Origin of the sequence: Enterobacter cloacae complex sp. XAL002, assembly GCF_049236805.1 — a bacterium.
GTDB classification, from domain to species: domain Bacteria; phylum Pseudomonadota; class Gammaproteobacteria; order Enterobacterales; family Enterobacteriaceae; genus Enterobacter; species Enterobacter intestinihominis.
Genome location: NZ_JBMKJN010000006.1, coordinates 207,207 through 232,423 on the forward strand (window position 1 = coordinate 207,207; position 25,217 = coordinate 232,423).

The window sequence follows — 25,217 nt, forward strand, 5'->3', positions numbered from 1 at the left end:
GAAAGGGGGAGGGTGATTACTTCAGCTCGTCAACCATAGTAATGGCGCGGCCAATATAGTTTGCCGGGGTCATCTCTTTCAGGCGCGCTTTTTCTTCTTCGGGCAGCGCCAGACCATCGATAAACTGTTTCATACCCTCAGCATCAACGCGTTTACCGCGGGTCAGCTCTTTGAGTTTCTCGTACGGTTTTTCGATGCCATAACGACGCATCACGGTCTGAATCGGCTCCGCCAGCACTTCCCAGTTGTGATCCAGCTCGTCCAGCAGACGGTCGCGGTTCACCTCCAGCTTGCTCACACCCTTCAGGGTGGACTGGTAGGCGATCAGCGCGTAGCCAATACCCACGCCCAGGTTACGCAGCACCGTGGAGTCAGTCAGGTCGCGCTGCCAGCGGGAGACCGGCAGCTTACTCGCCATATGCTGCAACACGGCATTCGCCAGGCCCAGGTTACCTTCGGAGTTTTCGAAGTCGATTGGGTTCACTTTGTGCGGCATGGTGGACGAACCGATTTCCCCGGCGATGGTCTTCTGCTTGAAGTGGTTCAGGGCGATGTAGCCCCAGACGTCACGATCGAAGTCGATCAGGATGGTGTTGAAGCGCGCAATGCAGTCAAACAGCTCAGCGATGTAGTCGTGCGGCTCAATCTGGGTGGTGTACGGGTTCCACTGGATCCCCAGAGACGTCACGAACTCTTCACTGAACTGGTGCCAGTCCACTTCCGGGTACGCCGCAATGTGGGCGTTGTAGTTACCCACCGCGCCGTTGATTTTGCCGAGGATCTCAATCTGCTCCAGCTGACGATACTGGCGTTCCATGCGGTACGCTACGTTCGCCATCTCTTTACCCATGGTGGATGGGGTTGCTGGCTGGCCATGAGTACGGGACAACAGCGGAATATCGCGGTACTCCACGGACAGCGCTTTCACCGCATCGATGATTTTACGCCAGTAAGGGAGTACCACCTCTTTGCGTGCAGTACAGAGCATCAGCGCGTGAGACAGGTTGTTAATATCTTCAGAGGTACAGGCGAAGTGAATAAATTCAGATACCGCGTGCAGCGCAGGGACGCTTGCCACTTTCTCTTTCAGGAAATATTCAACCGCTTTCACGTCGTGGTTGGTGGTGCGTTCGATGGTTTTAATACGCGCGGCATCTTCTTCGCTGAACTCAGCAACGATTTTATCAAGGTAATCGTTTGCCTTTGCGTCAAAAGCAGGAACTTCCTTGATTGCTGTCTGGGCGGCCAGCTTTTGCAGCCAGCGCACTTCAACCTGAACACGGAACTTCAGCAGGCCATATTCGCTGAAGATCCCGCGCAGCGCGCTGACTTTATCGCCGTAGCGTCCATCGACAGGGGATACGGCGGTCAGTGAGGATAATTCCATAATTCGCAACTCCGGGAGGTTAACAATGAGCAAGAATTTGTTTTGCCTGAGTCGTCAGGCGATGACGAGAAAACATGAGCTGTAGGCGGCCACCGCCGACCTGTTGCCACAGCACGGCGGCACGGATGCCTGCCAGCAGCGAAGCGCGTACCTTCGCCTGTACCTGTGGGCTTTGCAATACGGCAGGCGAACCGGTGACCTGAATACGCGGGCCGAGCGGGCTAATTACGTCGACGTAGATACCGGCCATCGCGCTCAGCAGGGTCTCAGACTGGAGGTCAAAGTGGTCGAGCTGGCGCTGTAGCCCGGCGATGCGATCGCCCAGGGTATTCATTGCGCCTTTCGCCGCGTTCAGCTTACGTTCCAGCACCATCAGGCTTAAGGTGTAGCGGGTCAGTTCCGCATTCAACCCCTGACGGTTACTGGCGTTGAGCACGCCGAGCAGGGTTTCAAGACCGAGACGAAGATTGGTTTCACTGCCGCCAAAGACGCCCAGCGTGGAGCCTGGGTTAAGATCGATAACGCTGTTGAGTGAAACGTGCAGGGCATCAGCGTCGCAATGACCCTGATGCGCCAGCTGTTGCACCAGACGGGCTGACTGGCAAATTCCCGCCAGCGCCAGGGTGATGTCGTAATAGTTCTTCGCCACACGGTCTCCTTTATGTGTGCAAACGGTTTAAACAGCAGGCAGCGGCAGGCGCTGTTCAATGATCCCACCGCCGAGGCAAATTTCGCCGCTGTAGAAAACAGCTGACTGGCCAGGGGTAACGGCGGAAACCGGTTCGTCGAAACGCACGTCAATGCGATCGTCATCCAGTGCGGTGACGGTGCAAGGGATGTCCGTCTGGCGGTAGCGCGTTTTCACGGTGCAGCGCAGCGTGCCTTTCAGCGGCTCGCGATCGACCCAGTGCAGCTGTTGCGCGATAAGTCCAACGGACATCAGGCGCGGATGGTCGTGACCCTGAGCCACCACCAAAATATTGTTTTCGACATCTTTGTCGACCACGTACCACGGATCTTCGCTGCCCTCTTTGGTGCCGCCGATACCCAGACCTTTACGCTGGCCGAGAGTGTGGTACATCAGCCCCTGGTGCTGACCAATCTCATCACCGTCAACGGTGACGATTTTGCCCGGCTGTGCAGGCAGGTAGCGCCCCAGGAACTCGCGGAATTTACGCTCGCCGATAAAACAGATACCGGTGGAGTCTTTTTTCTTCGCGGTGATCAGATCCAAATCTTCAGCAATCTTACGCACTTCCGGCTTTTCCAGCTCGCCGACCGGGAACAGACTTTGGGCAATCTGTTCATGGCTCAGCGTGTAGAGGAAGTAGCTCTGATCTTTATTGCCATCCAGACCGCGCAGCAGCTGGCTTTTACCATTCACATCCGCGCGACGCACGTAGTGGCCGGTCGCAATGTAGTCTGCGCCCAGATCTTCCGCGGCGAATTCCAGGAAGGCTTTGAATTTGATCTCTTTGTTACACAGGATATCCGGGTTTGGCGTGCGGCCCGCTTTGTACTCTTCGAGGAAGAGTTCAAAAACGTTGTCCCAGTATTCTGCGGCAAAGTTAACGGTGTGCAGTTCGATGCCGAGCTTATCGCACACGGCCTGCGCATCGGCGAGATCCGCAGCGGCAGTGCAGTATTCCTCGCCATCGTCTTCCTCCCAGTTCTTCATGAACAGGCCCTCCACCTTATAGCCCTGTTGCTGCAACAGGTAGGCGGAAACGGAGGAATCGACACCGCCGGACATGCCGACGATCACTTTTTTCTGGCTGTTATCTGACATGGAATACTCACGACATTGAACTTCAAGGCGGCATATTCTATCACGCCCCCCCACCATTGACACCCTCTGTAAACGGCCAGTTAAATTCTGCAATGACATCCAGCGGCAGGCGAGCCGCAGACTGCCAGCAGCGGATGCTTTCCGCAACCAGCGGCGAGCGCAGGTTTGGCGCGTTCAGGATCTCGTCTGCGGTCACCCACAGGCAGCGATCGATATCGTCGTCGTGCGGTTCAGTGGCGCACGTTTCGTTAAGCTCAACGGCGAATAAAAAGCGCAGGAAAGGTGTCTGGTCAGGCGCTATCCACTGATGCATACGGATAAAGTGCTGCGGTTCGGCGCGGATACCCGTCTCTTCCCAGAGCTCGCGTTTCGCTGCCTGCAATAAGGTTTCGTTGGCTTCAAGATGCCCGGCTGGCTGATTCCAAAGCGCTTTGCCGTTGATGGTCTCTTCCACCACCAGGAATTTCCCCTGCGCGTGGACCACGCAGGCGACCGTAACATGGGGTTTAAACATCAGTTCTCCTTAGGGGTAACATCCCGCCATTCCCCGTTAGCCAGCGAGTCCAGCGTGTAGCTGCCCATGGCGTAGCGAATGAGTCGCAGGGTAGGGAAGCCCACATGCGCAGTCATGCGCCTGACCTGTCGGTTGCGGCCTTCATAAAGGGTGATTTTAAGCCAGCTGGTGGGAATCGATTTGCGCTCACGAATCGGCGGGTTGCGCGGCCACAGCCACTCGGGTTCATTTACGCGCTCAATACCAGCTGGCAGGGTAGGACCATCGTTCAGCATTACGCCGTTACGCAGCTTTGCCAGCGACGCGTCGTCCGGCTCGCCTTCAACCTGCACATAGTAAATTTTTCCGGTACGTTTGCCCGGCTGAGTAAGCCTGGTCTGGAGCACGCCGTCATTGGTAAGCACCAGCAGCCCCTCGCTGTCGCGATCCAGACGCCCGGCCGCGTAGACCCCCTGAACGGGGATAAAATCCTTCAGCGTGCTGCGCCCGGCCTCGTCGGTAAACTGCGGCAATACATCGTAGGGTTTATTGAACAGTATGACCCGCGTTGGCTGGGGTTCTGGCGTTCTTCTGGTGGCTTGTCGTGAGCTGAATCGCTCAACCCGGTGTTTTCTAAAAGAAGTCTTAGAATCATTATAGTATTTACGGGCATTGCTCATATAATGCCCTCCATAAGGCGATTCGAGAGATTCAAAGCTATGTGTGTTGCTATCGGGTACATGCGTTACTCGTCAAAACTTCAAGGTGCAGGTTCCACCATTCATCGTCAGAAAAGCCTAATTAATAAATGGGTAGAAGACCAGAAAACTCATCACGGTAAAGTGTATGAGGTCAAATTCTACACGGATAAGGGGCTGTCAGGTTGGACAGGTGAAAACTTACTTGCAGGTGCGTTAGGTCGATTGATTGAGGAAGTTGAAGCTGGTGGTTATCCAGAAGGGACACCAATTATCCTCGAATCCATAGATAGACTTTCGAGACAAGGGCATGAGGAAGCAACAGCAATCCTACGTCGATTGACCTCTACTGGTTGTGTTGTACACAGCATTCTTGACCGTCAGGTTATCCAGCGTTCAGACTTGAAAACATTTATTGGTGCTATGCAAATCATCGCAGTAGCTGAACGTGGTAGGGAAGAGTCAGACATCAAATCTGAACGTGTCTCCAGTTCCAAAGAACGCAACTATGAACTTGCCAAACTTGGTAAGAAGTTGGTGACAAGAAATCTACCAGGCTGGATTTACCTTGACCAAAAAGGGAAGATGCAGATTGACCCCGCAAAGCAGAAACTGGTGAAGGAAATCTTCGAAATGCGCCTTGCTGGTCACACATATCAGGGTATTGCAGAGACTATGACTAACAGGGGTGAACCCGTTCTCAATGAACGTAAAGGTGCTCAACGTTGGCTACCAAATTCAATCAGGACTCTGCTACACAGTCGTTCAGTTATCGGTGTGCTCCCTGCATCCAAAGTGAACGACAAATACAAAGAGATTGAAGAATACTTCCCCTCAGCGATTACCAAAGACCTGTTTTATGCCGTCAATGACCTGAATGTTCCTACTGTACGCAGTCGTGAGAAGAAGCAATATCCTGAGACAGTATTCCTGTTTAAAGGTCTCGTAAAGTGTCGCTACTGCAAAGGTAATGTTTTTCTAAATGGTGCGAAACCTGGATATTGGGGAAGAATACGGTGTATCGGTCATCATGATAAAGTCTGTGATGCTCCATCGTTACCGCGCTATGACTTTGAACAGAGTCTGATTACAAGAATGTTCCCGCTGCTGAAATCTATGGATGTCAGTACAGAGGAAAATCCCGTTGCAGTGTTACAGGCGAAAATTGACCATCTGACGAATATCCTCGAAGGTTACTATGATGACCTTGAAGAAATCCCTCGTGCAGATAAACCTCGTCGTAAGAGTATCAACGAACGTATCTCCAAACGTGCCAACGAAAAGGAAGAGTACGAGAGACAACTCGTGGTAGTTCGTCGCAAGATGGAAGTCAGAACTGAGAATACACTTTCAGATTTGAATTATGATGACTATAGCGACAGGTTGAAAATGCAACTGGTCATCAGTCGTAATATTGAACGTATCGTACTGGATTCACTCTTCGATAGAGTTCATATCAAACTGGTCAATGGGAATGCACTGATGAACTTTCCCCTTTACGGTGATGTGGATGGTTCGAGGTTGGTTATCACTGCCAAAGAAAACACAGGTATTACTGATGTTGAGAGAATCCTTGGTTTAGATGATGCAATGCCGACGGTTTACAACCTTGCTCCGTCCAGTGGGGAGTTTATGGATGACAGGGATTTCCCCGAAATAGAACCAGATTACCCCAATATCAACGAGGGTTAGCATGAACGAAATTATAAAAAAATTTAGCGCTTCTTTGAATGACACTCTAATTACTGATTTTAGGGATGTTGTAAATGAAGGGGAGTTCGCGTATCACTATTTTTCTCATAGGGGAGGGAAGAACCAATTTAGCCCAATATGCTCTTGCATGGATTGGATAAGTGTCTCTGTACGGTACATCACTAATTTCCCTGAGTTCTCAAAGGATATTGATGTTAAAGCTATGCAAGTCTACTCACTAATTTCGTCAATAGATATTGCAGTAGAGGCATTGCAACAGTTGCATCGAATAATTGAAAATGACCATAAATTAGTGAGGTGGCCTTTTAATGAGTTCAATCACGTTTTTTCAAATAAAATAGCGCACTTATCAAACAAGAAAGATGATGAGTATTTTAAAGAAGTAAGGTCAATTTTTGGTGCTCACCCTACTAACCTTTGCAATAATGGTGAGAGAATGTTTGCAAGTTGGCCTCATTTTCATGCTTTCAACGGAAATGACTTTACTGTAAGTATTTACAATAATATACCTGGCAAGGATGATGTTATTTTTGGGATTAAGATTAATGAACTTTTAATTTTCCTCAAAGAAAGATATGAATACTTAGTAGGGCTGAAAGATGCAGTTGTAGCAATACGTGACAAGCACTACGAAACACTCATTATTAAAGTTATCCCTAAGAGCGGCAACATACATGAAGAATTGAAAGTCTTGCTTTCAGAGGTTGTTAGTAGAGGTGATAATGATTATTACAAAATGGAAGTGCAGGAGTTAATCTATCTCTTTGAAGCAGATATAAAAGAAGCTCATTTGTTGGTTGAGGCTAATGAATTTCAAGGGAAACTGCTTCCTGTGGTGGAAGAGATTAGATGTAATTTGCAAAACATGACTCTGGTTGACTTGACTACAACGGAAGGTGTTATTTTTTCAAGTTTACCGAATTACGCTTTAAGTTACGAACTTCAAAAGCTGTTCACATGGTTGCATTCAGACAGATATGACCCAATGGGTAATTATTATATCGAGCAATTAAATAATTTTTCAAAAGGGCGGTATTGCTTCAGTATAACTGATAATGAAAGCACTACTTTACTCAAGTTGCGAATGATGCTGCATAGTCACCAATAAAAAAGGGGCGAAACGCCCCTGTTCAAGAATTTATTTAATCGCAAAATCAGGGTTGGGTTGTTGCTTAATTCTCCAGAGTGGTAAAACCTTACCTTTGTAATCTTTAGGGATGGTAATTCCAAAAACTTCTGGCTCGTGTCTGGTATCAATAGCGGTCACGGTCTGCTCACGAACTGTCTGTGCGTTGAATGCAGCGGTTATCATTGTGCTTAGATTTCCAATCAGCTCAAAACCGCTATCTTCCATATTTTCACGGCTATGAGGCTCGAATGTGTAAAACACGCTAATTAGGTTGTCCTCATCACTCATGACTGCTGTAGAGTCACTGGAATTCCATTCGCCAAAATTCATGAGATAAAATGCAAGGTTTTTTTCAAGGGGGTCTTCTATCTTTACATCATTACAATAAAAATTGACTTCTTTTGGAGTGAAATACGCTTGTCCATCTTCGCTCACTCTACATTCTTTTGTTTCATCTGGAACTAATTCAAATTTTAAATCAGGCCTCGTACCAATCATCATATCACCCAAAAGTGCCATCTCATTGTTCGCGAGGGCGTGCATAAGATTGGTAGAGTGATGATGTTCAGTTTCTTTCATAACCTCTCTTCGGAGCAATACCCATCGATTAATGCAGCGAAAGTAAATAGCATAATACACAGGGATTCCATGAAGTTGAGCATACTTTTCAATTTTGTCTGAGTAGCTCTTTCTAAGCTCGAATAAATCTTGTGGGTTAGGGTGGTTGCAATTTTTAACCTCAACAAAAATATGAGTACCATCATTCAAAATCAGTCTGTAATCAGGTGGTATTATATCTGCATCAATAGCAATCGCTTCACCTGCATCTTCGGATTTTATGAAAAGACATCCTCCAAGCCCCGCAGCAAGGTGTTTGAAGAGTGTCTCAATTCGCTTGCCATGTATAAGTGATAAATTTTCCTGAGATGCCTTCAAGGCTGCACTAACTTTGGTCATAAAATCTTCTACATGACCAGGGTCTTGCAAGTTATAGCCTTGTTCTCGTCCAATAGCTGTAAATAATTCAAGGGGTTCAAACTTACCTGGATTTCTTGCTATACGCTTCATAATGAATTTTTTCTTGGGAGTGAGGGCTTGCAAATTTACACCTCGACATAGGACAAATCCAGTGTAGACATTGTGGGATTGTGATGTGAATGCAGAAGTGCCATGTATACATCAATGAATGGTATTGGTTCAGCGAATAAGATTGTGTAATCTCTCGCGCACTCCTGATAGCGAGAATGTATGAGTGTTTACTTTGAGATTTCAAAATGACTAATTTTAAAGCATTGTCTGGATATGTATTGAAAGGTTTTTGGTGTGTGCTTGCATTCACTGCCATTCTGATAATTTGTGGCGACGTTCCAGACTTACTTTTCTACTTTGGATTGTTGGGATGTGCATTCTCAGCGGTATGGGCCTACCTGCTGCATCTGCTCGCTTGTGCGATTTGGAGCCATGTAAAACCCAAAGAATGAGTATGTAACTAGCCTGATGGATTACTCAGGTTGAAACAAAAGGTCTGTCAGGATAGTCTCTTGACAGATCTTTTTAGTATTAGGGGGGAGTATGGCAAAAGAATTTGGGACAGGCACTTTAATTTTTATGAGATTTACCTGAAAATAATTTATACCGAAGACCGGAGTGTTTACTCTTCATCTTCTTCGTCATCCTGAGATTCAATTCCATAACGTTGACGTATATCGTCAGGGACGGGTGTGCCAATCACAAGGGATTTAACTTCTTCACAGTCCATAACGAACACAGTACCGTTGGAAAGGGATACCGCGCAAGCATCCGTATCAACCGCGATGATGGATAAATCCTCCGCATATGCATTTGACATCAGCACCAAAGATATAGCCAGAATGGACAGCTTAGTTTTCATTTGAACCTCAGAGAATGTTGAAGTCACAAGTTACTCGTTGCAGCGTAGCGCATCCATGACTTTTGATAACTTTCCCATATGTGGGAGTGAATGGTTAGTTGCTGAATCGAGGGATGTCAAACTTTGACCAAAATTTACCCTGTTAGTTAACTCTGGCAGGGTTTTTTGTTGTGTGGAATCTGGTATAACTAATTGATGTCAGATTGAATTCTTGAAAAATGCACAAAATACTATGATTCATCTAAAATAAGTTTTCGTCATGGTATTTTCAGGCGTTATCAATTGCCGCATTATAGCCTAATAACGAAGACCTTTCATGGCGTCGGACAATCAGGTACTATCGGAAGGCTCATTACAATTTATTAACATAAGATCAGTAACAACCAGAAGCGCTCGAAGGAGAGGTTAATGGAAAGCAAAGTAGTTGTTCCGGCGGAAGGTAAAAAGATCACCCTGCAAAACGGCAAGATTAACGTTCCTCACAACCCGATTATCCCGTTCATCGAAGGTGACGGTATCGGTGTAGACGTTACCCCGGCAATGCTGAAAGTGGTTGATGCCGCTGTTGAGAAAGCCTACAAAGGCGAGCGTAAAATTTCCTGGATGGAAATTTACACCGGTGAAAAATCGACTCAAGTTTATGGCCAGGACGTCTGGCTGCCAGCCGAAACGCTGGACCTGATCCGCGACTATCGCGTTGCTATCAAAGGCCCTCTGACCACGCCAGTTGGCGGCGGCATTCGCTCCCTGAACGTGGCGCTGCGTCAGGAACTGGATCTGTATGTGTGTCTGCGTCCGGTGCGTTACTACCAGGGCACTCCAAGCCCGGTTAAGCACCCGGAACTGACCGACATGGTCATCTTCCGTGAAAACTCTGAAGACATCTACGCCGGTATCGAATGGAAAGCGGATTCTGCTGATGCAGAAAAAGTGATTAAATTCCTGCGCGAAGAGATGGGCGTGAAGAAAATTCGCTTCCCTGAGCATTGCGGCATAGGCATCAAGCCGTGCTCCGAAGAAGGGACCAAGCGTCTGGTGCGTGCCGCCATCGAATACGCTATCACCAACGATCGTGACTCTGTGACCCTGGTTCACAAAGGCAATATCATGAAGTTCACCGAAGGTGCGTTCAAAGACTGGGGCTACCAGCTGGCGACCGAAGAGTTCGGCGGTGAACTGATCGACGGCGGCCCATGGCAGAAAATTAAAAACCCGAACACCGGTAAAGAGATCATCATTAAAGATGTGATCGCCGATGCGTTCCTGCAACAGATCCTGCTGCGTCCTGCTGAATATGACGTGATCGCCTGTATGAACCTGAACGGTGACTACATCTCCGATGCGCTGGCAGCACAGGTGGGTGGTATCGGTATCGCCCCGGGCGCGAACATCGGTGACGAGTGCGCCCTGTTTGAAGCAACTCACGGTACTGCACCGAAATATGCAGGCCAGGACAAAGTCAACCCAGGCTCTATCATTCTGTCCGCAGAGATGATGCTGCGTCATATGGAATGGTTCGAAGCCGCAGACCTGATTGTTAAGGGTATGGAAGGCGCGATTAACGCGAAAACCGTCACCTATGACTTTGAACGTCTGATGGAAGGCGCTAAACTGCTGAAATGCTCAGAGTTTGGCGACGCGATTATCGCGAACATGTAATCCACTCGCTGGGTTAAATGACAACGGGAGCCTGAGGGTTCCCGTTTTTTATGCACACAAGACGGAAAACAACGCTATGACCCATGATATCCCGCTCAAGTATTATGACATCGTCGACGAGTATGCGACTGAAACGGCAAAACCGCCAGAAGAGGCGGAGCGTACGCCACTGGCACACTATTTTCAGCTGCTGCTCACTCGCTTATACAACAATGAGGAAATCAGTGAAGAGGCGCAGCGGGAGATGGCTGTCCAGGCGGAGATAGATGAAGCGCGCATTGACGATATTGCGAACTTCCTGAATCAATGGGGCAATGAATAACGCTTCATCGCGCTGAGTAAGCCAGCAGGCTGGCGAGGTCGTGCCGGGTTAGTGATTTTGAAAAGTACCAGCCTTGCACGAGGGCATCGGGGTATCTCTGCGCGATGAACTGATATTGCGTTTCGCTTTCGACTCCCTCAAACACCAGGGTTTTGTGCAGTTTAGCGAGCGCGTCGCTAAAGATCACCAGGATATCCTGTTTATAATGCTCGTTGATGCCATCCACTAACGACTTATCCACTTTGATTTCGTCATATTTGAGATTGGACAGCCTTGCCAGATTAGAGTTTTGCACGCCAAAATCGTCTATTGAAATTTTGACGCCTGCCGATTTAAGATCCTCACAAAACCCTTCAAGGATGGCCGAGGTGGAAACGCCATTCTCGGATAACTCAACTTTGATTAACGATAAGGGAATAGCGTTCTCTAAGCATGCATGACGTAATACAGCCAGAAATTTGCCGTCTTCAATTTCCGTCCGGCCAACGTTCAGTGAAATCATTAACTGATGTTCGGCCGCCAGCCCGGCAATTTCCGCCAGGGATTTCTTTATCATGTTCTGATAATAAACGTTATACAGACCAATTTTTTTAATTAACGGGATAAACAGCTCAGGAGAAACCTCTTTGTGATTGTTATCCTGCCATCTTGATAAGACTTCAACCCCGACGATTTTCTTATCAGCAACCCGAATTATGGGCTGAAAATGAAGGCTGATAGTATTCGCTATCACCGCCTTGACCAGCGTTCGTTCCAGAGAACGTCGGTCTTCATAAAGTCGAAGAGAAAACAGCGTCAGGGATACCCAGATAAAGTATAAAAACAAGCACAGGAGCACCATCACTACGCGGGAGAGCGATGCCAGTCCGGCATTGTGGTGGGTGACGGTAACGCACAAATCCCAGCGCGTGCTGCACTGCGTCACGGTCTGTGTGAATAACAGTGACGACAAGCGGCTAAGGTTTTCTGTAGGTGACGTAACGGTAAAAAAGGTTCGGTCGAAATCTTTCGTGGTAGAACGAAGTGAATAGTTGGCGGTGACCGGAGAGAATTTATCGTAGGCTGAACGTGATGTGAAGATAATAAGATGGTTATAAATTGTCGCATTGCCTACAAAAAAATCTTTCTGTGAAAATTGCGCCAGACTGAATCCGTTCAGGGTGTTGTGAAGCTCAGAGGGAAGAGCGATGGGATTTGCCAGCTTGCCCCAAAATGCGGTGCAGGTGATTTTCCCATTTTCAATAAACCCCACATCGGCGAAATAGAGACTCTGCATCTTTAAATTACGGTAGACGTTCAGGCTGGCGTTATCGCATCCCTTCGCGGAGGTATTTTTAAGCGTACTGGCGATATTTTGCGTCAAGTCTTCGGAATAGCGTAAGAGCGTGTGGGAGATCTCCCTCTGCCGGTCCTTTTGCTGCTCAACGATAATGGCGTTAACCGCATACAGCGACAGGACGACCATAAAGGTTGAGATGATAGCAACGGCAATGGCCTTGTTCATTTTCCTGCTGTCCCGCCACGTCCTGAGGTGCAGGGATCTTAACACAGGTCATTAAAGCTACAAGTATGCGCGTTGAGCCCGCACGTAATTGAAAGGAAAGCCACCATGCCGACTCATTACATCTCAGAACCACTCAAACCGTGTTGAGAGCAGTAACAGTAGCGTACTGGCAGAAACAAGATTAAGGCAGATGACGAACTTGCTCGATACGTTCATGTTATCAGATTCACTTTGCTGTTCAGTAGCCACAGAGAATAGCGGTTCACCTCATGGGAAAAAACGCCAGATTTTGGTGGGGTGAGGCAAAAAAAAGCCCACTAAAAAGTGGGCAAGAAATACTGGAAGCAATGTGAGCAATGTCGTACTGAATACCTGAGTGATTTGCTCAACTATTCAGTAATGAGAAAGATAATCTTTCTCAGTAAAAGATGCAACCCCACGATGAGTGTGGAACGGCAATTTTTATTGCTCAGATTTTACTCAAACGAACCGTGTGATTCTTATCACAAATTTCCTTTCTCAGATCCTGTGCTATCCTTTTCTGTGTCGTTGATTTAATGACAAAAACCATACAGAGAGGAAAGCTATGGGAATTTTATCCTGGATTATCTTTGGGCTGATTGCGGGGATCCTGGCGAAGTGGATTATGCCGGGCAAAGATGGCGGCGGTTTCATCGTCACGATCGTTCTGGGGATTGTGGGTGCAGTCGTCGGTGGCTGGATCAGTACCCTGTTCGGCTTTGGCAGAGTTGATGGCTTCAACTTCGGCAGCTTTGTCGTCGCGGTGATTGGCGCGCTGGTTGTTCTGTTTATCTACAGAAAAATCAAAAGCTAAATCTGACCTGTGTTAAAAAAGGCTGCCTGAGGGCGGCCTTTTTACTTTGGGCGTTACCACCAGCCAAACTGCGTACCGGCGACGGCCACGATGGCGACAATCAGCATGATGAGGGTCGTTTTTCTCATTTATGCCCCCGGCGCGGCGTAACCGCCAAGGAAAAACCAGCCTAAAAACACTACTGCCGTGATAAAAATAACCACCGGAAAGAGGATCCCTATTCTCATGCCATCACCTGTTTGAGTTTGTATAAGGCCGTAGAGTGTACGGTTTTAATCTAACGCGACAAAGCCTGTTTTGTTTTTTCCTTTTTTATCCTGATACATCGCGAGGTCTGCGGTGCGCAGGGCACTATCTTCATCTGTGCAGTGAGGATCAACAATAACGACGCCATAGCTTGCACCGGGATAGAGAATAGTGACATTACCTAACCCATATTCACCCGTGATACGGCCGTTGAGGCGGGTTTTGATAGCGTTGACCTCTGTGCTGGCGTCGCCATCATCGCTGTGACTCAGGCTGGCAACCAGAAATTCATCGCCGCCGAGCCGGCCGATAATTTCGTCCTGCGTTTGCTGGTGAGTCAGTCGATTGCCGACCTGAACGAGGAACCGATCGCCCGCTTCATGACCGTACTGATCATTGATTCGCTTGAAATCATCGAGATCAATAAAGGCAATCATGACGTTGCGGTTAAGATGGCGCGCCAGTGAGAACAGGGTGGTAAGGTTTTCAAAAATGGCGCGACGATTCGGCAGGCCGGTAAGGGCGTCGGTGTAAGAGTGGGCAATGAGCGCCGCATTTGCTTCACGAAGCTGAAGCACAAGCGACTCTTTCTGAATGTACTGACCAATTAACCCGGCAAAGAGCCTGATCACCTGCTCGCCACGCTCGCTGAACTGTTTCTGTGCGGTGCTGGCAGCGCAAAGCGTGCCGTACAGAGAACCGTCAGCCAGGTGAACCGGCACGCTCATATAGGTTGTAATACCCAGTGCTTTTGCCGCTTCACACTCCGGCCAGCGGTCGGGCACCTCGTTACTGAACAAGGTGTCGCTATCCATGGCGCGCTTACAGAGCGTTTCGTCCCAGGGCACGCTGAACCCTTCCGGGATCTGCATTTGCTTGCTGTTACGGGCATATAAAATGTGCTGCAAACGCGCGTTGATATCGATTTTGGTCAGGTAGGTTGATTCCATATCCGTCACAATTTCCAGCATTTCCAGTAGCTGACGCACCAGACTGTCGAGAGATTGCTCGGTGGAGAGGGTTTCTGAAACACGGGCAAGAATGATATCTGACATGAGGCAGGTTGACTCCCATGCAGAAGACCTCTGTATCTGCATGTTATGCTGAAAATATAGACTCCGGTCATAGTAAAACATGAACTGGATTAATTTTATAGATTCTTCTGAAAGCGGATGAAGGAGAGGCTAAAAAAAGCCCCGATGTTGAGATCGGGGCAAAACATCTTGATTACGGAATGATGTTCTCTGGTCAGAGTGAGAACAGACACCACTATAGGGATGAATCGTGCAGGTTTAATGGAGAAATCATGGAGAAAACGGCGATGACCCGTTACTCTGACGTTTTCAACACCCTGAAGGATCATGATAATGAAATATCTTCTCCTGGCGCTGGTTTTACCGCTGGCCGCATGCTCAACAAAGACACCTCCTCCCGATGCGCCTCAACCGCCGCACGCTATTGGTATGGCAAATCCGGCGTCAGTGTACTGTCTGGAAAAAGGGGGAGAGCAAATCCCTGTTCAAAGCCCGCAGGGTGTACGTACCGAGTGCAAATTGCCAGGCGGGGAAGTGATCGATGAATGGGATCTCTATCGCCGCGATCACCCGCAACCGACCAGATGACAACGGCAATAAAACTGCGATACACTTCTCTTTAGGATTATTCTTAGCCAGTTTCTGGCGGTACGTTTGAGAGAAGAAGTATGTTTCAGTTAAAACCGGGCAGCATGGCGATAATTGTGGGTGCGCGTACGACGGCGGGCCGTCGAAATATCGGTAAATCCGTGGAGCTGTTTGGCCTTTGTCAGCCGGGCCAGCGTTTTGTGAACCCGGTTAACGGCGTCATGACGCAATTACCTGATACATCAGCGCGTGCGCTGTGGCTGGTCACCGGTGATGTTTACGCCTTTGATAATCAGCACGGTTTTGCGTTTGTTCGCCCGGAACATTTGATGCCGCTTACTCCCGACGAGATGCCACACAACGTGGATGAGCTGGCAATCGGTTAATCACAGTTTACGCAGCCAGTCCGCCAGTACCCGCGCGTGATTCTGCTCCGTATTTTTCGCCCCATAGAGTAGCGTCACGGTCTGCTGTCGGGCGAGGGCCGCCAGGCGTTTGCCTTCATCCTGATGCTGCGCCAGCTCTTTACGATAGGCTTCACTGAACGCGGTGAAATCTATCGTTTCACTGTGAAAGGCTTTCCGCAGTTCGCTGGACGGCGTTAGCGCTTTACACCACTCATCACAGGCGAGGTCGGTCTTTTTTATCCCTCGCGGCCAGAGTCTGTCTACCAGCACCCGGTAACCATCGTCTGACGTTGCCTGTTCATATACGCGCTTACATTGAATCATCCGTTTTCCTCCTACCGTGCGACGTTCGGCAAGAACACTATAGCACCCGGCGTTTAACCACCCAATTTAAGGTATTGTGATAATTGCAAAAGATCGGTAGTCTGAGGTTCCTTATGTTATCTGAAAATCCTCCGGCATAAGGAATCTCTCATGGAACTCTCCCCGGTTAAAACGACGCTGCGCATTGCGCTGGTTGGTGATTACAATCCCGATGTTATTGCGCACCAGGCGATCCCGCTGGCGATTGACGACGCCGCTGCGGTTCTGGATCTCACCGCTGATTATGACTGGCTCGCCACGCCTGAGCTGACCAACCCCGAAGACCTGGTCGGGTACGATGCCATCTGGCTGGTACCGGCAAGCCCGTATAAAAACACCGAGGCGGCGTTTATTGCCGCGTGTTACGCGCGTGAAAACAGCATCCCTTTTCTCGGCACCTGCGGCGGGTTCCAGCATGCGCTGATTGAGTATGCCCGTAATGTGCTGGGCTGGCACGATGCAGGCCATGCCGAAACCGATACCGAGGGGAGGATGGTGATTGCGCCGCTGGCCTGCTCGCTGGTGGAAAAAACCGACGCGATTGAGCTGCGGAACAACACGCTGATTGCCAAAGCGTACGGCAAGCCGGAAATTCAGGAAGGTTATCACTGCAATTACGGCGTCTCGTCTGAGTTTGCCAGCCAGCTTGAGCGGGGCGACATGCGCGTAACGGGCTGGGACGAGCAGGGCGAGATCCGCGCGGCAGAGCTGCTGACCCATCCTTTCTTTGTCATCACCCTGTTCCAGCATGAGCGGGCTGCGCTTCAAGGGCGCCCGGTGGTGCTGGTACAGGCCATGCTGCGGGCGGCGCAGGGATAAAAAAAGCAGACCGTCAGGTCTGCCTTGAATGTCAGCGGGGTGTGATCTCCCGGTCACGCCCGGCCAGCATGCCGCACAGGGCCATCACTACCGCAGCCAGCGCGCAGGCCAGCAGCGGAATGCGCCAGTCTCCGGCGGTATCGTGAATTTTCCCCATCAGCGGTGGGCCACAGGCCGCCAGCAGATAGCCAATCGACTGTGCCATGCCGGAGAGCGCGGCGGCCTGATGGGCCGAGCTGGCCCGCAGTCCGATAAACGTCAGGCCGAGGATCATGGTGGCGCCGGATCCAAAGCCAAACACCAGCGTCCAGACGACGGCCAGCCCCGGCGCGAACCAGAACCCGGCCGCACTGACGGCGCACATCAGAGCGACAAGCCCGGCTATGCCACGCTGATCGTTAAGACGGTGCAGGATCAGCGGAATGGCGAGACCGGGAACAGCGGTTGCCAGCTGGAGAAGTCCGTGCATGGAGCCAGCCTGCGTTTCGCTGTAGCCGTGGCTAAGTAAAATCGCGGGTAACCAGCCGTTAATGACGTAGTAAATCAGCGAGTTAATGCCCAGAAAAAGCGTCACCTGCCAGGCGAGTGCCGAGCGCCAGATTGCCCGATTGTGCAACGCGCCCGCACCGGTCAGGGTGGCGGCCGGCCTCTTGCGCCATTGCGGTAACCACAGCAGCAGCGCCACCAGCGGGAAGAACATCAGCATCAACAGCGCCCCGTGCCAGCCACCACTCCCCAGCGACAGCGGGACGATCAGCGCAGACCCTGCGGCAGCGGCGGCCCCCATCGTCAGCGAATAAGCCCCCGTCAGTTTTGCGACCTGGCCCGGAAAATCACGTTTGATTAATCCGGGTAACAGGACATTGCCCAGCGCAATCCCACAGCCCACGATCGCCGTACCGATAAACAGCAGCGAGGCCGACGGCAGCGAACGTACGCCAATCCCGATGCAAATCAGCAGCAGAGCGATAAAAAGGCTGCGCTCCATGCCCAGGCGCCGGGCGACGCCTGCGGCAAGGGGAGAGATAAAGGCGAAGGCCAGCAGAGGCAGCGTTGTGAGCAGGCCGGTTTGCGCCGTGCTTAAGCCATAGTCCTGTCGGATGGTGTCGAGCAGGGGGGCGACCCCGGTAAAGGTGACGCGCAGCGTCGTGGCGATCATCAGGATGCCTGCAACCAGCAGCGCGCCCTGTTTCCCGGAAGGTTGAATAGCAGTAGTCATTATTGTCTCTTACGTTCAGGCGAGCGCATAACATACCGATTTAAGTCGTGGTTGAAATCAGGCTAAAATGACAGTTTATCGCTAATATCGGACAACTTTATGTATGGACTGGGACTCGACGGCTACGATCCCGATAGCCAGCACGACGCGGCGGTGGCCTTTCGCATCCGCGTGGTGGCACAAGAACAGTACATTCCGCTGCATCAGCACCGCAAAGGGCAGCTGATTATGGCGCTGGGAGGAGCGATCACCTGTGAAGTAGAGAACGCGATGCTGATGGTGCCGCCCCAGTATGCGGTGTGGATACCGGGTCAAACGCCGCACAGCAACAAGGCGACGCCCGGCGCGCAGCTCTGCCTGCTGTTTATTGAACCCGGTGCGCTCGAATTACCGACGCGTACCTGTACGTTGAAAATATCGCCCCTGGTGCGGGAGCTGGTGCTGGCGCTCGCGGACAGGTCACAGGAGGAACTGCCTCTTCCCGCTACCGGAAGGCTGGTTGACGTCCTGTTTGATGAACTGCCCCTGCAACCGCAGGAGCATCTCCAGCTGCCGGTATCTCCGCATCCGAAAATTCGTCTGATGAGTGAGACCATGGCAAACGAACCTGCCGCCTGGCAGACGCTGGCGCAGTGGGCCAGCCACTTTGCCATGAGCGAGCGCAATCTGGCGCGACTGGTGGTGAAAGAGACCGGCTTAAGCTTTCGCCGCTGGCGACACCAGCTCCAGCTGATTGTCGCATTGCAGTTTTTGATCGGCGGAAAGTCGGTCCAGCAGGCGGCGCAGGCGCTGGGGTATGACTCCACCACCGCCTTTATCACCATGTTCAAGAAAGGACTGGGACAGACGCCCGCCCGCTATATCGCCAGCCTGACTACGACTTCCCGATAAACAGCGAAACCAGTCCGGCAGCAATCAGCGGGCCAACCGGCACGCCACGAAATAGCGCCACGCCTAACACGGTGCCCACCAGCAGCCCGGCCACCAGAGAAGGCTGGCTGCTCATCAGCGTCACGCCGCGCCCGCCAAGCCATGAGACAAAAACGCCCACTGCAATCGCCACCAGCGATTTCCAGTTCACAAAGGAGTGCAGCAGCGTTGAGGCCGGTAGCGTTCCGCTGGCAATCGGGGCCATCACGCCGATGGTCAAAATAATGATCCCGATGGTAAGCCCCTGTTTTTCTATCCACGGGAAGAAGGTGTTCAACGGTGTGACGCGAACGATGATCAGGACCAGAATGGAAATCGCGACGGTGGTATTGTGGCTGACAAAACCCAGAGCAGCCAGGGCCAGAAGTATGAGTAGTGTAGGGTCGAACATGACGGGATCCTTGCCAAAAATAGTAAGCCTGCTTACTTTACGCGCAAACGCGACGGCAGGCAGGCTTTACTGAAAAAATTGTCTATTTTTGGGCACTTGCCTGACGTCAGTCCACCAGTTGCTGGATAAGCGGACTCCCTTCGCGGATAAACACCGGGATGGTTTCCAGCGCCGCAGGCACCCGGATATGCTCCCCACCGTCGTAGCGCTCACCGTTGAGGGCGATCCAGCTATTGCCCGTCGGCAGCCAGACATCGCGCTCACGCTGACCGGCCTGCATAACCGGCGCCACCAGAAGATCTTCACCAAACAGATACTGATCTTCACACGCCCAGCTCTGCTTATCCTTCGGATAGTGCCAGAACAGCGGACGCATGAGCGGGTCTCCGTGCAGATGAGCCTGCCGGTACAACGCGTCAATATACGGGCGCAGGGTTTCGCGCACGGTAAGCCAGTGCTGCATGATGGCGTAATTCTCTTCTCCGTAACTCCACAGCTCATTAGGCGAACCGCTGTTACACTGAGGAATACCGTCACGGTAGCGCTCCGGAGGTTGGATCTGCGGTTCGCGATAGCCGTGCATGCGCAGTACCGGTGTAAACACCGCCCACTGGAACCAACGGATCAGCAATTCATGGAACGCCGGGTCGTTAACGTTCCCTCCCTGGAAGCCGCCGATATCGGTCGTCCACCATGGGATCCCCGCCAGCCCCATATTCAGTCCTGCGGCGAGTTGATTGCGAAAAGCATGGAACGAGGAGTGGACATCACCCGACCACGCCAGCACGCCGAAGCGTTGGCTGCCTGCCCAGGCGCAGCGTACCAGGTTAACAATGTCGGTTTCGCCGTTTGCCTGGAGCCCATCGTAAAAGCCCTGCGCAAAGTCACGCGGGTAGCGATTGCCCACTTCCAGTACCGGACCGGCGTGGTAGCGATAGTTGTCAAAATCATAGGCGCGGTATTCCGGCTCCGCTTCGTCCAGCCAGAACAGCTTAATGCCCATGTCGTAGTAATTTTTCTTCACCGTATCCCAGACGAATTTCCGCGCCTCTGGATGGGTCGCATCAAAGAAGGTGGTATTGCCCATAAAATCGAGGTTGACCTGCACGCCGCGCTCACTGCTGACCAGCCAGCCTTTGGCTTTCATCAGCGGGTAGAGGGGGCTGCGCGCCTCTACCGTTGGCCACACCGACACCATCAGCGCAATACCCATTTCGCGCAGCTCGTCGACCATGCCTTCAGGATCGGGCCAGTCTACGGGGTCGAAGCACCAGGTGCCCTGATTTGGCCAGTGGAAAAAGTCGATGACCATCACCGACAGCGGCAGATTACGGCGGCGATACTCCCGCGCAACCTCAAGCACCTCCTGCTGGGTGCGGTATCGTAATTTGCACTGCCACAGTCCACTAATAAACGCCGGGGCGGGGGGCGGAGTACCGGTGGCTTTCACATACTGGCGGGTGATCTCCGCCACCGTGTCAGCGGCGGTGATCCAGTAGTCCATCTCTCCTGTGACGCGGGCGCGCCATTCCGTCTGATTTTTTGCAAAGCTGGCTTCACCAATCGCCGGGTTGTTCCACAGCAGGCCATAGCCAAGGCTGGACTGCATAAAGGGCACGCTGGCCTGGGAGTTGCGCTGAGCCAGCTCCAGCGTGCAGCCTTTCAGATCCAGCCACGGCTGTTGATACTGACCCATGCCATAGATGCGTTCATCCAGACGCGATTCAAACCGGACGGTGAGCTGATATTTGCCGCCCATCAGCGGTTTAAATTCGCGGCCATCCAGCTTCAGAGCGCTGACATATTTATCCTGACTCTTCTCGCTGGCACCGATACCCACCGTTGAACGCTGGCGCCACATCTCCTCCAGCAGCAGTTCGCCGCGCTGATTATAGAAGGCCAGCTGACCTTTAAGGTTCAGGGTCGCGGTAATATTGCCGTTGCGCAGCGTCAGGCTTTCCGCTTCGGCGACAATCTCGGCCTGGCAAGGGGCGGCGGGCAACAGTGCCTGTAAGGCGTCATCAAATGCCGGGGAGCAGGTGGCCCTGACGCGAAGACTGTTTTCTCCCCAGGGTTCAATACGCAGGATCTGGCGTTCAAAACGCCATTCGATACTGTTGGAATGTTGGATCAGCTCACTCATGGATAACGCGTCCTTCTAAACAGGGTGTTTGGCAAGATGGATAGATTGCATTGTGCTGTCGTCGAGCTTGTACCAGCGCAGCGTGGCAAACGCGCAGAGTGACAAGACGCCAGGCACGACGGTGAAGAGGGCGATGATGCAGTACATGGCCGTGGTGGTCTGTTCCGGGGCATTGGCAACATAGCCGCTTAAGCCCAGCGTCCAGCCAACAATCGCGCCGCTGATCGCCATCCCCAGCTTGAGTACGGCGAGGAAGGTGGAGAAGATCACGCCGTCCATGCGTTTGCCCTGTTTCCATTCGCCGTAATCGGCGACATCCGCCATCATCACCCACATTAGCGTGGTGGTGGCCTGGTAAAGGGTGGAGACGATAAACGTCATGGGCACCAGAATAAGCACCGACTTAGGCGCAAAGAACAGGGCGATGCTGAGTACCCCCGCCAGTACGGAACAATATCCAAACATCTGCACTTTGCTGACGTTCTGCGTCAGACGTTTGGCCAGCGCGCTGCCTGCGGCTTTCCCGAGAATATGCGCGCCGAGCATCCACATAAAATAGCTTGCGCTACCGAGATAATAAGTGACGAAATACATCATTGCGCCAAGGCGAATAACGCCAAAACCAATATTGGTTAATACCAGGACGGCGACAACTCGCCATTGGTCGTTTCGTAATAAATCCCGCAGTTCCGCAAGATAATTATTGTGGGTGGCGGGAGCCTTAATACGTTCACGCGTATTCGCGAAGCAGATCCAGAACATGATGACCGCGACGGTCGCCATAATGGCCATCGCCCAGCGGTAGCCCAGTAATTTATCGTCGCCGCCTAAAAACTCTGCCAGCGGCATCATAAAGAATGTCGACAACGCGCCACCCAGCGTGGCAAGGAAAAAGCGATAAGACTGAAGGGAAATTCGCGCATCGTTGTCGGGCGTAATTACCGCGCCCATGGAGCAATAGGGAATATTGATTGCGGTATACATCAGCATCATCAGGGTATAGCTGACGGTGGCGAAAATCATTTTACCGTGCAGGTCGAGCGACGCCGGCACGGCGTAGGTCAGCAGACAGCTTGCGCCAAAGGGCAGCGCCAGCCACAGCATCCAGGGGCGGAATTTTCCCCAGCGGGTACGCGTCCTGTCTGCGATATAGCCCATCGCCGGATCAATTATGGCATCGGCGGTTCTCGCCAGAAGAAACATAGTGCCCACGAATGCGGCAGGTAACCCCACCACGTCCGTATAGTAAAACGTCAGAAAAATAATGACGTTATCCAGCCCAATATGGCTCGCCATATCGCCTAACCCATAACTGATTTTTTCTTTACGGGTAATTATCTCGGTCATTGTATTCACCTTGCCAGTGTAAGGTTTATTTATGAGGTGCTCCGTAAACAAGGTTAACCATCATGAAAAGGTTAACAATTGCGAGATCTGGCATCGGGGTTACGTAAATTTCTTTTCGTGATACCGGTAACAAATAAAGTATTTAAACAGTGACTTTATACGGGGGAGGGGAGTTAACAGCGAATCGTTTCAGCGAAAAATTGTCATTTCGCGGACGTGTCATTGTCATTTAACTGTCATTATGCGGGAGTAAAAAAAAAGGAAATGGGCAAGGCAGAGGGCATCATGAACGATCCTATGTTTGTCGAAACGCTGATTATCTCCTCATCGTTTTTTATCATCGCGATTATTTTGATTGCTTCCGTGCTGCTGCTGGAAAACGGCTGACCGTTAGCCAGCCTCTGTATTTATTGTTTACGGAACGACACCAGTTCAGGACGGGCGATACGCAGATAGTCCTGGGTATCCATAATCACCGATTTTTCCAGCAGACCGGCGTTAAAGGCGATCTCGTCAAAGCGCTCAAACAGCAACGGATCGGCGACAAGCGTCAGATCCGGGTGAAAGCTGAAGGGGGGAATGGCGCCGAAAACGCAGCCGGTAAGCGCATCCACTTCGGCCGGACTGGCGAGAGATGCCTTAAGCCCTCCGAAATGGCTGGCCAGCAGGCTCAGATCGGCCTGCCGATCGGCGGCGAGGATTGCCAGAATATGTTTCTTAACGCCGTTGCCTTTTACCTTACAGACCAGCGCTTTTGCTCCCTGGCGGAGATCGGTCCCGCGAATTTCACTGACCGCTTCGCATTTCCCTACGGCCTCATGCGCCACCACACGAAAGTGCGCCTCCTGCTCGGTTAATAAGCTGATTAGCTGCTGATGGGTTGTCGTCCCGGTCACGTCATCAGACATAACGATTTCACCTGTGATTAGCCAATACGTAGCTTGCTACATTAGCACGGGAGGGAGAGGGCTGAAAGAAAACAGCCAGCGGGAGCGCTGGCTGTTGATTCATGCGTTGCTGGTGGAAGACTGTTTCTGGAACAGTTCCCGGAAGACCGGATAGATGTCATCCTGGTCTCGAATGTGCTGCATCGCAAAGTTATCGAACATCGCTTGCAGATGCTCATACTCACGCCACAGCGTCTGGTGGGCGCGACGGGTAATTTCAATGTAACTGTAGTAGCGCACCACCGGCAGGATCTTCTTCGCCAGAATTTCATGACACAGGGGCGAGTCATCCGCCCAGTTATCGCCATCCGATGCCTGTGCGGCGTAGATGTTCCACTGCGCCGGGTCGTAACGCTCCTTTACCACCTCATCCATCAGCTTCAGGGCACTCGACACGATGGTGCCACCGGTCTCCTGCGAGTAGAAAAACTCATGCTCATCCACCTCTTTCGCCTGAGTGTGATGGCGGATGTAGACCACCTCCACGTTCTTATACGTTCTGCTCAGGAACAGATAGAGCAGAATATAAAAACGCTTAGCCATATCCTTGGTGGCCTGATCCATTGAACCTGACACGTCCATCAGGCAGAACATCACCGCCTGGCTGGAAGGCTCCGGACGTTTTTCGTAGTTCTTATAGCGCAGGTCGAACGTGTCGATAAACGGCACCCGGTCGATCTTCGCCCGCAGTTCGGCGATCTCTTTTCGCAGGCGCTCCTCTTCCAGTAGTTGCGCCGGTTCGGTGTTTTCCACCACTTTCAGGCTGGTTTCCAGCTCGCGCAGTTCGCGCCGTTTGCCTGCCGTCATCGCCGTGCGTCGCGCCAGCGAGTTTTGCAGTGAACGCACCACGCTGATGTTGGCGGGCACCCCGTTTGCGGTATAACCCGCGCGATGGGTTTTGTATTCGTTGAGCTGACGGTGCTGATTTTTTCTCAGATTCGGCAGGGCCAGATCCTCAAACAGCAGGTCGAGATATTCGTCTTTTGAAATCTGAAAGACGAACTCATCCTGGCCTTCACCGTCCTGGCTGGCCTGTCCCTGACCGCTGCCAGAACCGCCGCCTCCGCCTTGTGGCCGCTCGATTCTGTCATTCTGGACGAAGTGGTCATTACCTGGGTGCACGCGATGGCGAAGACCGCCACGCCCCTGATGAAACATCGGTTCGCTGATGTCATCGTTGGGAATGGAGACGGATTCGCCGCTGTCGACGTCGGTCACCGAGCGTTTGTTGATGGCCTCGGAGATCGACTGTTTAATTTGCGCTTTATAACGGCGCAAGAAGCGCTGGCGATTCACCGTGCTCTTGTTTTTGCCGTTAAGACGCCGGTCAATAAACCAGGTCATATATCCCCCGTACTGCATT

General features: G+C 51.5%; 29 protein-coding genes. 10 read left to right on the plus strand and 19 right to left on the minus strand.

What is annotated here, in order from left to right; translation table 11 throughout:
- Positions 1-16: 16 nt before the first annotated feature.
- From purB to rluE, 5 genes are read right to left on the minus strand one after another with little or no spacing between them, the layout of a single operon-like run.
- Positions 17-1,387 carry an adenylosuccinate lyase gene (gene purB, locus ACOT0L_RS08080; protein ID WP_045623088.1) on the minus strand — a complete coding sequence of 457 codons (1,371 nt, stop codon included), beginning with the start codon at positions 1,385-1,387 and terminating at the stop codon, positions 17-19.
- 19 nt (positions 1,388-1,406) lie between these two features.
- Complete coding sequence (gene hflD / locus ACOT0L_RS08085; protein WP_006809213.1) at positions 1,407-2,036, minus strand: high frequency lysogenization protein HflD; 630 nt, start codon at positions 2,034-2,036, stop codon at positions 1,407-1,409.
- Between the two features lie 27 nt (positions 2,037-2,063).
- On the minus strand, positions 2,064-3,176 hold the full coding sequence (gene mnmA, locus ACOT0L_RS08090; RefSeq protein ID WP_032103856.1) for a tRNA 2-thiouridine(34) synthase MnmA: 1,113 nt from the start codon (positions 3,174-3,176) through the stop codon (positions 2,064-2,066).
- A 40-nt stretch (positions 3,177-3,216) separates the two neighbouring features.
- On the minus strand, positions 3,217-3,690 hold the full coding sequence (locus ACOT0L_RS08095) for an NUDIX hydrolase (protein ID WP_045623090.1): 474 nt from the start codon (positions 3,688-3,690) through the stop codon (positions 3,217-3,219).
- Complete coding sequence (rluE, locus tag ACOT0L_RS08100; RefSeq protein WP_126502916.1) at positions 3,690-4,349, minus strand: 23S rRNA pseudouridine(2457) synthase RluE; 660 nt, start codon at positions 4,347-4,349, stop codon at positions 3,690-3,692. Before rluE ends, ACOT0L_RS08095 begins: the two co-directional genes overlap by 1 nt.
- A gap of 39 nt (positions 4,350-4,388) precedes the next feature.
- Here rluE and ACOT0L_RS08105 point away from each other — a divergent pair, with 39 nt between their 5' ends.
- Together ACOT0L_RS08105 and ACOT0L_RS08110 are read left to right on the plus strand one after the other, a co-directional pair.
- The gene (locus ACOT0L_RS08105; protein WP_185817704.1) at positions 4,389-6,059 is read left to right on the plus strand and encodes a recombinase family protein; all 1,671 of its coding nucleotides are present in this window, start codon (positions 4,389-4,391) and stop codon (positions 6,057-6,059) included.
- A 1-nt stretch (position 6,060) separates the two neighbouring features.
- Positions 6,061-7,188, plus strand: coding sequence for a hypothetical protein (locus ACOT0L_RS08110; RefSeq protein ID WP_126502914.1), 1,128 nt, complete (start codon positions 6,061-6,063; stop codon positions 7,186-7,188).
- Between the two features lie 30 nt (positions 7,189-7,218).
- Here ACOT0L_RS08110 and ACOT0L_RS08115 read toward each other — a convergent pair whose 3' ends face one another.
- Complete coding sequence (locus ACOT0L_RS08115) at positions 7,219-8,277, minus strand: hypothetical protein (RefSeq protein ID WP_260473311.1); 1,059 nt, start codon at positions 8,275-8,277, stop codon at positions 7,219-7,221.
- Positions 8,278-8,860: 583 nt separating this feature from the next.
- Positions 8,861-9,127: a hypothetical protein gene (locus ACOT0L_RS08120; protein ID WP_126502913.1), complete on the minus strand. Its 267-nt coding sequence runs from the start codon at positions 9,125-9,127 to the stop codon at positions 8,861-8,863.
- Between the two features lie 381 nt (positions 9,128-9,508).
- Between ACOT0L_RS08120 and icd the strand changes: the two genes are divergently transcribed.
- Together icd and ACOT0L_RS08130 are read left to right on the plus strand one after the other, a co-directional pair.
- Positions 9,509-10,759 (plus strand): NADP-dependent isocitrate dehydrogenase, encoded by a 1,251-nt coding sequence (icd, locus tag ACOT0L_RS08125; protein ID WP_003857898.1) that lies wholly within the window; start codon positions 9,509-9,511, stop codon positions 10,757-10,759.
- 76 nt (positions 10,760-10,835) lie between these two features.
- The gene (locus ACOT0L_RS08130; RefSeq protein ID WP_022647773.1) at positions 10,836-11,081 is read left to right on the plus strand and encodes a DUF2543 family protein; all 246 of its coding nucleotides are present in this window, start codon (positions 10,836-10,838) and stop codon (positions 11,079-11,081) included.
- 4 nt (positions 11,082-11,085) lie between these two features.
- Here the strand turns inward: ACOT0L_RS08130 and ACOT0L_RS08135 are convergent, their stop codons facing one another.
- Together ACOT0L_RS08135 and yncL are read right to left on the minus strand one after the other, a co-directional pair.
- Positions 11,086-12,585, minus strand: coding sequence for an EAL domain-containing protein (locus ACOT0L_RS08135; RefSeq protein ID WP_126502912.1), 1,500 nt, complete (start codon positions 12,583-12,585; stop codon positions 11,086-11,088).
- 123 nt (positions 12,586-12,708) lie between these two features.
- Positions 12,709-12,801: a stress response membrane protein YncL gene (gene yncL, locus ACOT0L_RS08140; protein ID WP_071524166.1), complete on the minus strand. Its 93-nt coding sequence runs from the start codon at positions 12,799-12,801 to the stop codon at positions 12,709-12,711.
- A gap of 370 nt (positions 12,802-13,171) precedes the next feature.
- On the opposite strand from yncL, the gene ACOT0L_RS08145 reads away from it, so the two are divergent.
- A complete protein-coding gene (locus tag ACOT0L_RS08145; protein WP_022647775.1) occupies positions 13,172-13,420 on the plus strand; it encodes a GlsB/YeaQ/YmgE family stress response membrane protein in 249 nt (82 codons plus the stop codon).
- A gap of 53 nt (positions 13,421-13,473) precedes the next feature.
- Here the strand turns inward: ACOT0L_RS08145 and yoaJ are convergent, their stop codons facing one another.
- Genes yoaJ through ACOT0L_RS08160 form a run of 3 tightly spaced genes read right to left on the minus strand, consistent with a single transcriptional unit; the run spans position 13,474 to position 14,721 of the window.
- On the minus strand, positions 13,474-13,548 hold the full coding sequence (yoaJ, locus tag ACOT0L_RS08150; protein WP_071841870.1) for a protein YoaJ: 75 nt from the start codon (positions 13,546-13,548) through the stop codon (positions 13,474-13,476).
- Positions 13,549-13,647: a YoaK family small membrane protein gene (locus tag ACOT0L_RS08155; protein ID WP_015570793.1), complete on the minus strand. Its 99-nt coding sequence runs from the start codon at positions 13,645-13,647 to the stop codon at positions 13,549-13,551.
- 45 nt (positions 13,648-13,692) lie between these two features.
- Entirely contained in the window at positions 13,693-14,721 is a 1,029-nt protein-coding gene (locus ACOT0L_RS08160) for a sensor domain-containing diguanylate cyclase (RefSeq protein WP_045621398.1), read from the minus strand.
- Positions 14,722-15,033: 312 nt separating this feature from the next.
- Between ACOT0L_RS08160 and ACOT0L_RS08165 the strand changes: the two genes are divergently transcribed.
- Together ACOT0L_RS08165 and ACOT0L_RS08170 are read left to right on the plus strand one after the other, a co-directional pair.
- Positions 15,034-15,288, plus strand: a complete 255-nt coding sequence (locus ACOT0L_RS08165; protein WP_022647777.1) for a DUF333 domain-containing protein — start codon at positions 15,034-15,036, stop codon at positions 15,286-15,288.
- 80 nt (positions 15,289-15,368) lie between these two features.
- Positions 15,369-15,674, plus strand: a complete 306-nt coding sequence (locus tag ACOT0L_RS08170; RefSeq protein WP_022647778.1) for a hypothetical protein — start codon at positions 15,369-15,371, stop codon at positions 15,672-15,674.
- On the opposite strand, the gene ACOT0L_RS08175 is transcribed toward ACOT0L_RS08170, so the two are convergent.
- On the minus strand, positions 15,675-16,019 hold the full coding sequence (locus ACOT0L_RS08175) for a DUF488 domain-containing protein (protein ID WP_045621401.1): 345 nt from the start codon (positions 16,017-16,019) through the stop codon (positions 15,675-15,677).
- A 150-nt stretch (positions 16,020-16,169) separates the two neighbouring features.
- Between ACOT0L_RS08175 and ACOT0L_RS08180 the strand changes: the two genes are divergently transcribed.
- Entirely contained in the window at positions 16,170-16,877 is a 708-nt protein-coding gene (locus tag ACOT0L_RS08180; protein ID WP_045621403.1) for a CTP synthase C-terminal region-related (seleno)protein, read from the plus strand.
- 31 nt (positions 16,878-16,908) lie between these two features.
- Here the strand turns inward: ACOT0L_RS08180 and ACOT0L_RS08185 are convergent, their stop codons facing one another.
- Positions 16,909-18,096: a CynX/NimT family MFS transporter gene (locus ACOT0L_RS08185; RefSeq protein ID WP_045621404.1), complete on the minus strand. Its 1,188-nt coding sequence runs from the start codon at positions 18,094-18,096 to the stop codon at positions 16,909-16,911.
- A gap of 99 nt (positions 18,097-18,195) precedes the next feature.
- On the opposite strand from ACOT0L_RS08185, the gene ACOT0L_RS08190 reads away from it, so the two are divergent.
- Entirely contained in the window at positions 18,196-18,987 is a 792-nt protein-coding gene (locus tag ACOT0L_RS08190; RefSeq protein WP_023305889.1) for an AraC family transcriptional regulator, read from the plus strand.
- On the opposite strand, the gene ACOT0L_RS08195 is transcribed toward ACOT0L_RS08190, so the two are convergent.
- The 3 genes from ACOT0L_RS08195 to ACOT0L_RS08205 all read right to left on the minus strand — a co-directional run bounded on the left by ACOT0L_RS08195 (position 18,971) and on the right by ACOT0L_RS08205 (position 22,907).
- Positions 18,971-19,417: a DUF441 domain-containing protein gene (locus tag ACOT0L_RS08195; RefSeq protein ID WP_003857881.1), complete on the minus strand. Its 447-nt coding sequence runs from the start codon at positions 19,415-19,417 to the stop codon at positions 18,971-18,973. The two genes, ACOT0L_RS08190 and ACOT0L_RS08195, sit on opposite strands and share 17 nt — an antisense overlap.
- Before the next feature lie 106 nt (positions 19,418-19,523).
- Positions 19,524-21,560, minus strand: a complete 2,037-nt coding sequence (locus ACOT0L_RS08200; RefSeq protein ID WP_126502911.1) for a TIM-barrel domain-containing protein — start codon at positions 21,558-21,560, stop codon at positions 19,524-19,526.
- Positions 21,561-21,575: 15 nt separating this feature from the next.
- Entirely contained in the window at positions 21,576-22,907 is a 1,332-nt protein-coding gene (locus tag ACOT0L_RS08205; protein ID WP_047726891.1) for a glycoside-pentoside-hexuronide (GPH):cation symporter, read from the minus strand.
- 285 nt (positions 22,908-23,192) lie between these two features.
- Between ACOT0L_RS08205 and yoaI the strand changes: the two genes are divergently transcribed.
- Entirely contained in the window at positions 23,193-23,294 is a 102-nt protein-coding gene (gene yoaI, locus ACOT0L_RS08210; RefSeq protein ID WP_017384693.1) for a small membrane protein YoaI, read from the plus strand.
- A gap of 20 nt (positions 23,295-23,314) precedes the next feature.
- On the opposite strand, the gene ACOT0L_RS08215 is transcribed toward yoaI, so the two are convergent.
- Positions 23,315-23,815 (minus strand): YbaK/prolyl-tRNA synthetase associated domain-containing protein, encoded by a 501-nt coding sequence (locus ACOT0L_RS08215; protein ID WP_023299826.1) that lies wholly within the window; start codon positions 23,813-23,815, stop codon positions 23,315-23,317.
- Positions 23,816-23,914: 99 nt separating this feature from the next.
- Complete coding sequence (locus tag ACOT0L_RS08220; RefSeq protein ID WP_017384692.1) at positions 23,915-25,198, minus strand: YeaH/YhbH family protein; 1,284 nt, start codon at positions 25,196-25,198, stop codon at positions 23,915-23,917.
- Positions 25,199-25,217 lie beyond the last annotated feature (19 nt).

Excerpts from the sequence above, each read along its gene's own strand:
- ACOT0L_RS08110 (WP_126502914.1), top strand. The coding sequence starts at position 6,061 with ATGAACGAAATTATAAAAAAATTTAGCGCTTCTTTGAATGACACTCTA.
- ACOT0L_RS08170 (WP_022647778.1), top strand. The coding sequence starts at position 15,369 with ATGTTTCAGTTAAAACCGGGCAGCATGGCGATAATTGTGGGTGCGCGT.
- ACOT0L_RS08115 (WP_260473311.1), bottom strand. The coding sequence starts at position 8,277 with ATGAAGCGTATAGCAAGAAATCCAGGTAAGTTTGAACCCCTTGAATTA.
- ACOT0L_RS08190 (WP_023305889.1), top strand. The coding sequence starts at position 18,196 with ATGTATGGACTGGGACTCGACGGCTACGATCCCGATAGCCAGCACGAC.
- ACOT0L_RS08130 (WP_022647773.1), top strand. The coding sequence starts at position 10,836 with ATGACCCATGATATCCCGCTCAAGTATTATGACATCGTCGACGAGTAT.
- purB (WP_045623088.1), bottom strand. The coding sequence starts at position 1,387 with ATGGAATTATCCTCACTGACCGCCGTATCCCCTGTCGATGGACGCTAC.
- rluE (WP_126502916.1), bottom strand. The coding sequence starts at position 4,349 with ATGAGCAATGCCCGTAAATACTATAATGATTCTAAGACTTCTTTTAGA.
- ACOT0L_RS08165 (WP_022647777.1), top strand. The coding sequence starts at position 15,034 with ATGAAATATCTTCTCCTGGCGCTGGTTTTACCGCTGGCCGCATGCTCA.
- ACOT0L_RS08155 (WP_015570793.1), bottom strand. The coding sequence starts at position 13,647 with ATGAGAATAGGGATCCTCTTTCCGGTGGTTATTTTTATCACGGCAGTA.
- ACOT0L_RS08145 (WP_022647775.1), top strand. The coding sequence starts at position 13,172 with ATGGGAATTTTATCCTGGATTATCTTTGGGCTGATTGCGGGGATCCTG.
- ACOT0L_RS08135 (WP_126502912.1), bottom strand. The coding sequence starts at position 12,585 with ATGAACAAGGCCATTGCCGTTGCTATCATCTCAACCTTTATGGTCGTC.
- icd (WP_003857898.1), top strand. The coding sequence starts at position 9,509 with ATGGAAAGCAAAGTAGTTGTTCCGGCGGAAGGTAAAAAGATCACCCTG.
- ACOT0L_RS08200 (WP_126502911.1), bottom strand. The coding sequence starts at position 21,560 with ATGAGTGAGCTGATCCAACATTCCAACAGTATCGAATGGCGTTTTGAA.
- ACOT0L_RS08215 (WP_023299826.1), bottom strand. The coding sequence starts at position 23,815 with ATGTCTGATGACGTGACCGGGACGACAACCCATCAGCAGCTAATCAGC.
- ACOT0L_RS08205 (WP_047726891.1), bottom strand. The coding sequence starts at position 22,907 with ATGACCGAGATAATTACCCGTAAAGAAAAAATCAGTTATGGGTTAGGC.
- ACOT0L_RS08105 (WP_185817704.1), top strand. The coding sequence starts at position 4,389 with ATGTGTGTTGCTATCGGGTACATGCGTTACTCGTCAAAACTTCAAGGT.
- ACOT0L_RS08175 (WP_045621401.1), bottom strand. The coding sequence starts at position 16,019 with ATGATTCAATGTAAGCGCGTATATGAACAGGCAACGTCAGACGATGGT.
- yncL (WP_071524166.1), bottom strand. The coding sequence starts at position 12,801 with ATGAACGTATCGAGCAAGTTCGTCATCTGCCTTAATCTTGTTTCTGCC.
- ACOT0L_RS08095 (WP_045623090.1), bottom strand. The coding sequence starts at position 3,690 with ATGTTTAAACCCCATGTTACGGTCGCCTGCGTGGTCCACGCGCAGGGG.
- yoaI (WP_017384693.1), top strand. The coding sequence starts at position 23,193 with ATGAACGATCCTATGTTTGTCGAAACGCTGATTATCTCCTCATCGTTT.
- ACOT0L_RS08185 (WP_045621404.1), bottom strand. The coding sequence starts at position 18,096 with ATGACTACTGCTATTCAACCTTCCGGGAAACAGGGCGCGCTGCTGGTT.
- mnmA (WP_032103856.1), bottom strand. The coding sequence starts at position 3,176 with ATGTCAGATAACAGCCAGAAAAAAGTGATCGTCGGCATGTCCGGCGGT.
- ACOT0L_RS08220 (WP_017384692.1), bottom strand. The coding sequence starts at position 25,198 with ATGACCTGGTTTATTGACCGGCGTCTTAACGGCAAAAACAAGAGCACG.
- ACOT0L_RS08160 (WP_045621398.1), bottom strand. The coding sequence starts at position 14,721 with ATGTCAGATATCATTCTTGCCCGTGTTTCAGAAACCCTCTCCACCGAG.
- ACOT0L_RS08195 (WP_003857881.1), bottom strand. The coding sequence starts at position 19,417 with ATGTTCGACCCTACACTACTCATACTTCTGGCCCTGGCTGCTCTGGGT.
- ACOT0L_RS08180 (WP_045621403.1), top strand. The coding sequence starts at position 16,170 with ATGGAACTCTCCCCGGTTAAAACGACGCTGCGCATTGCGCTGGTTGGT.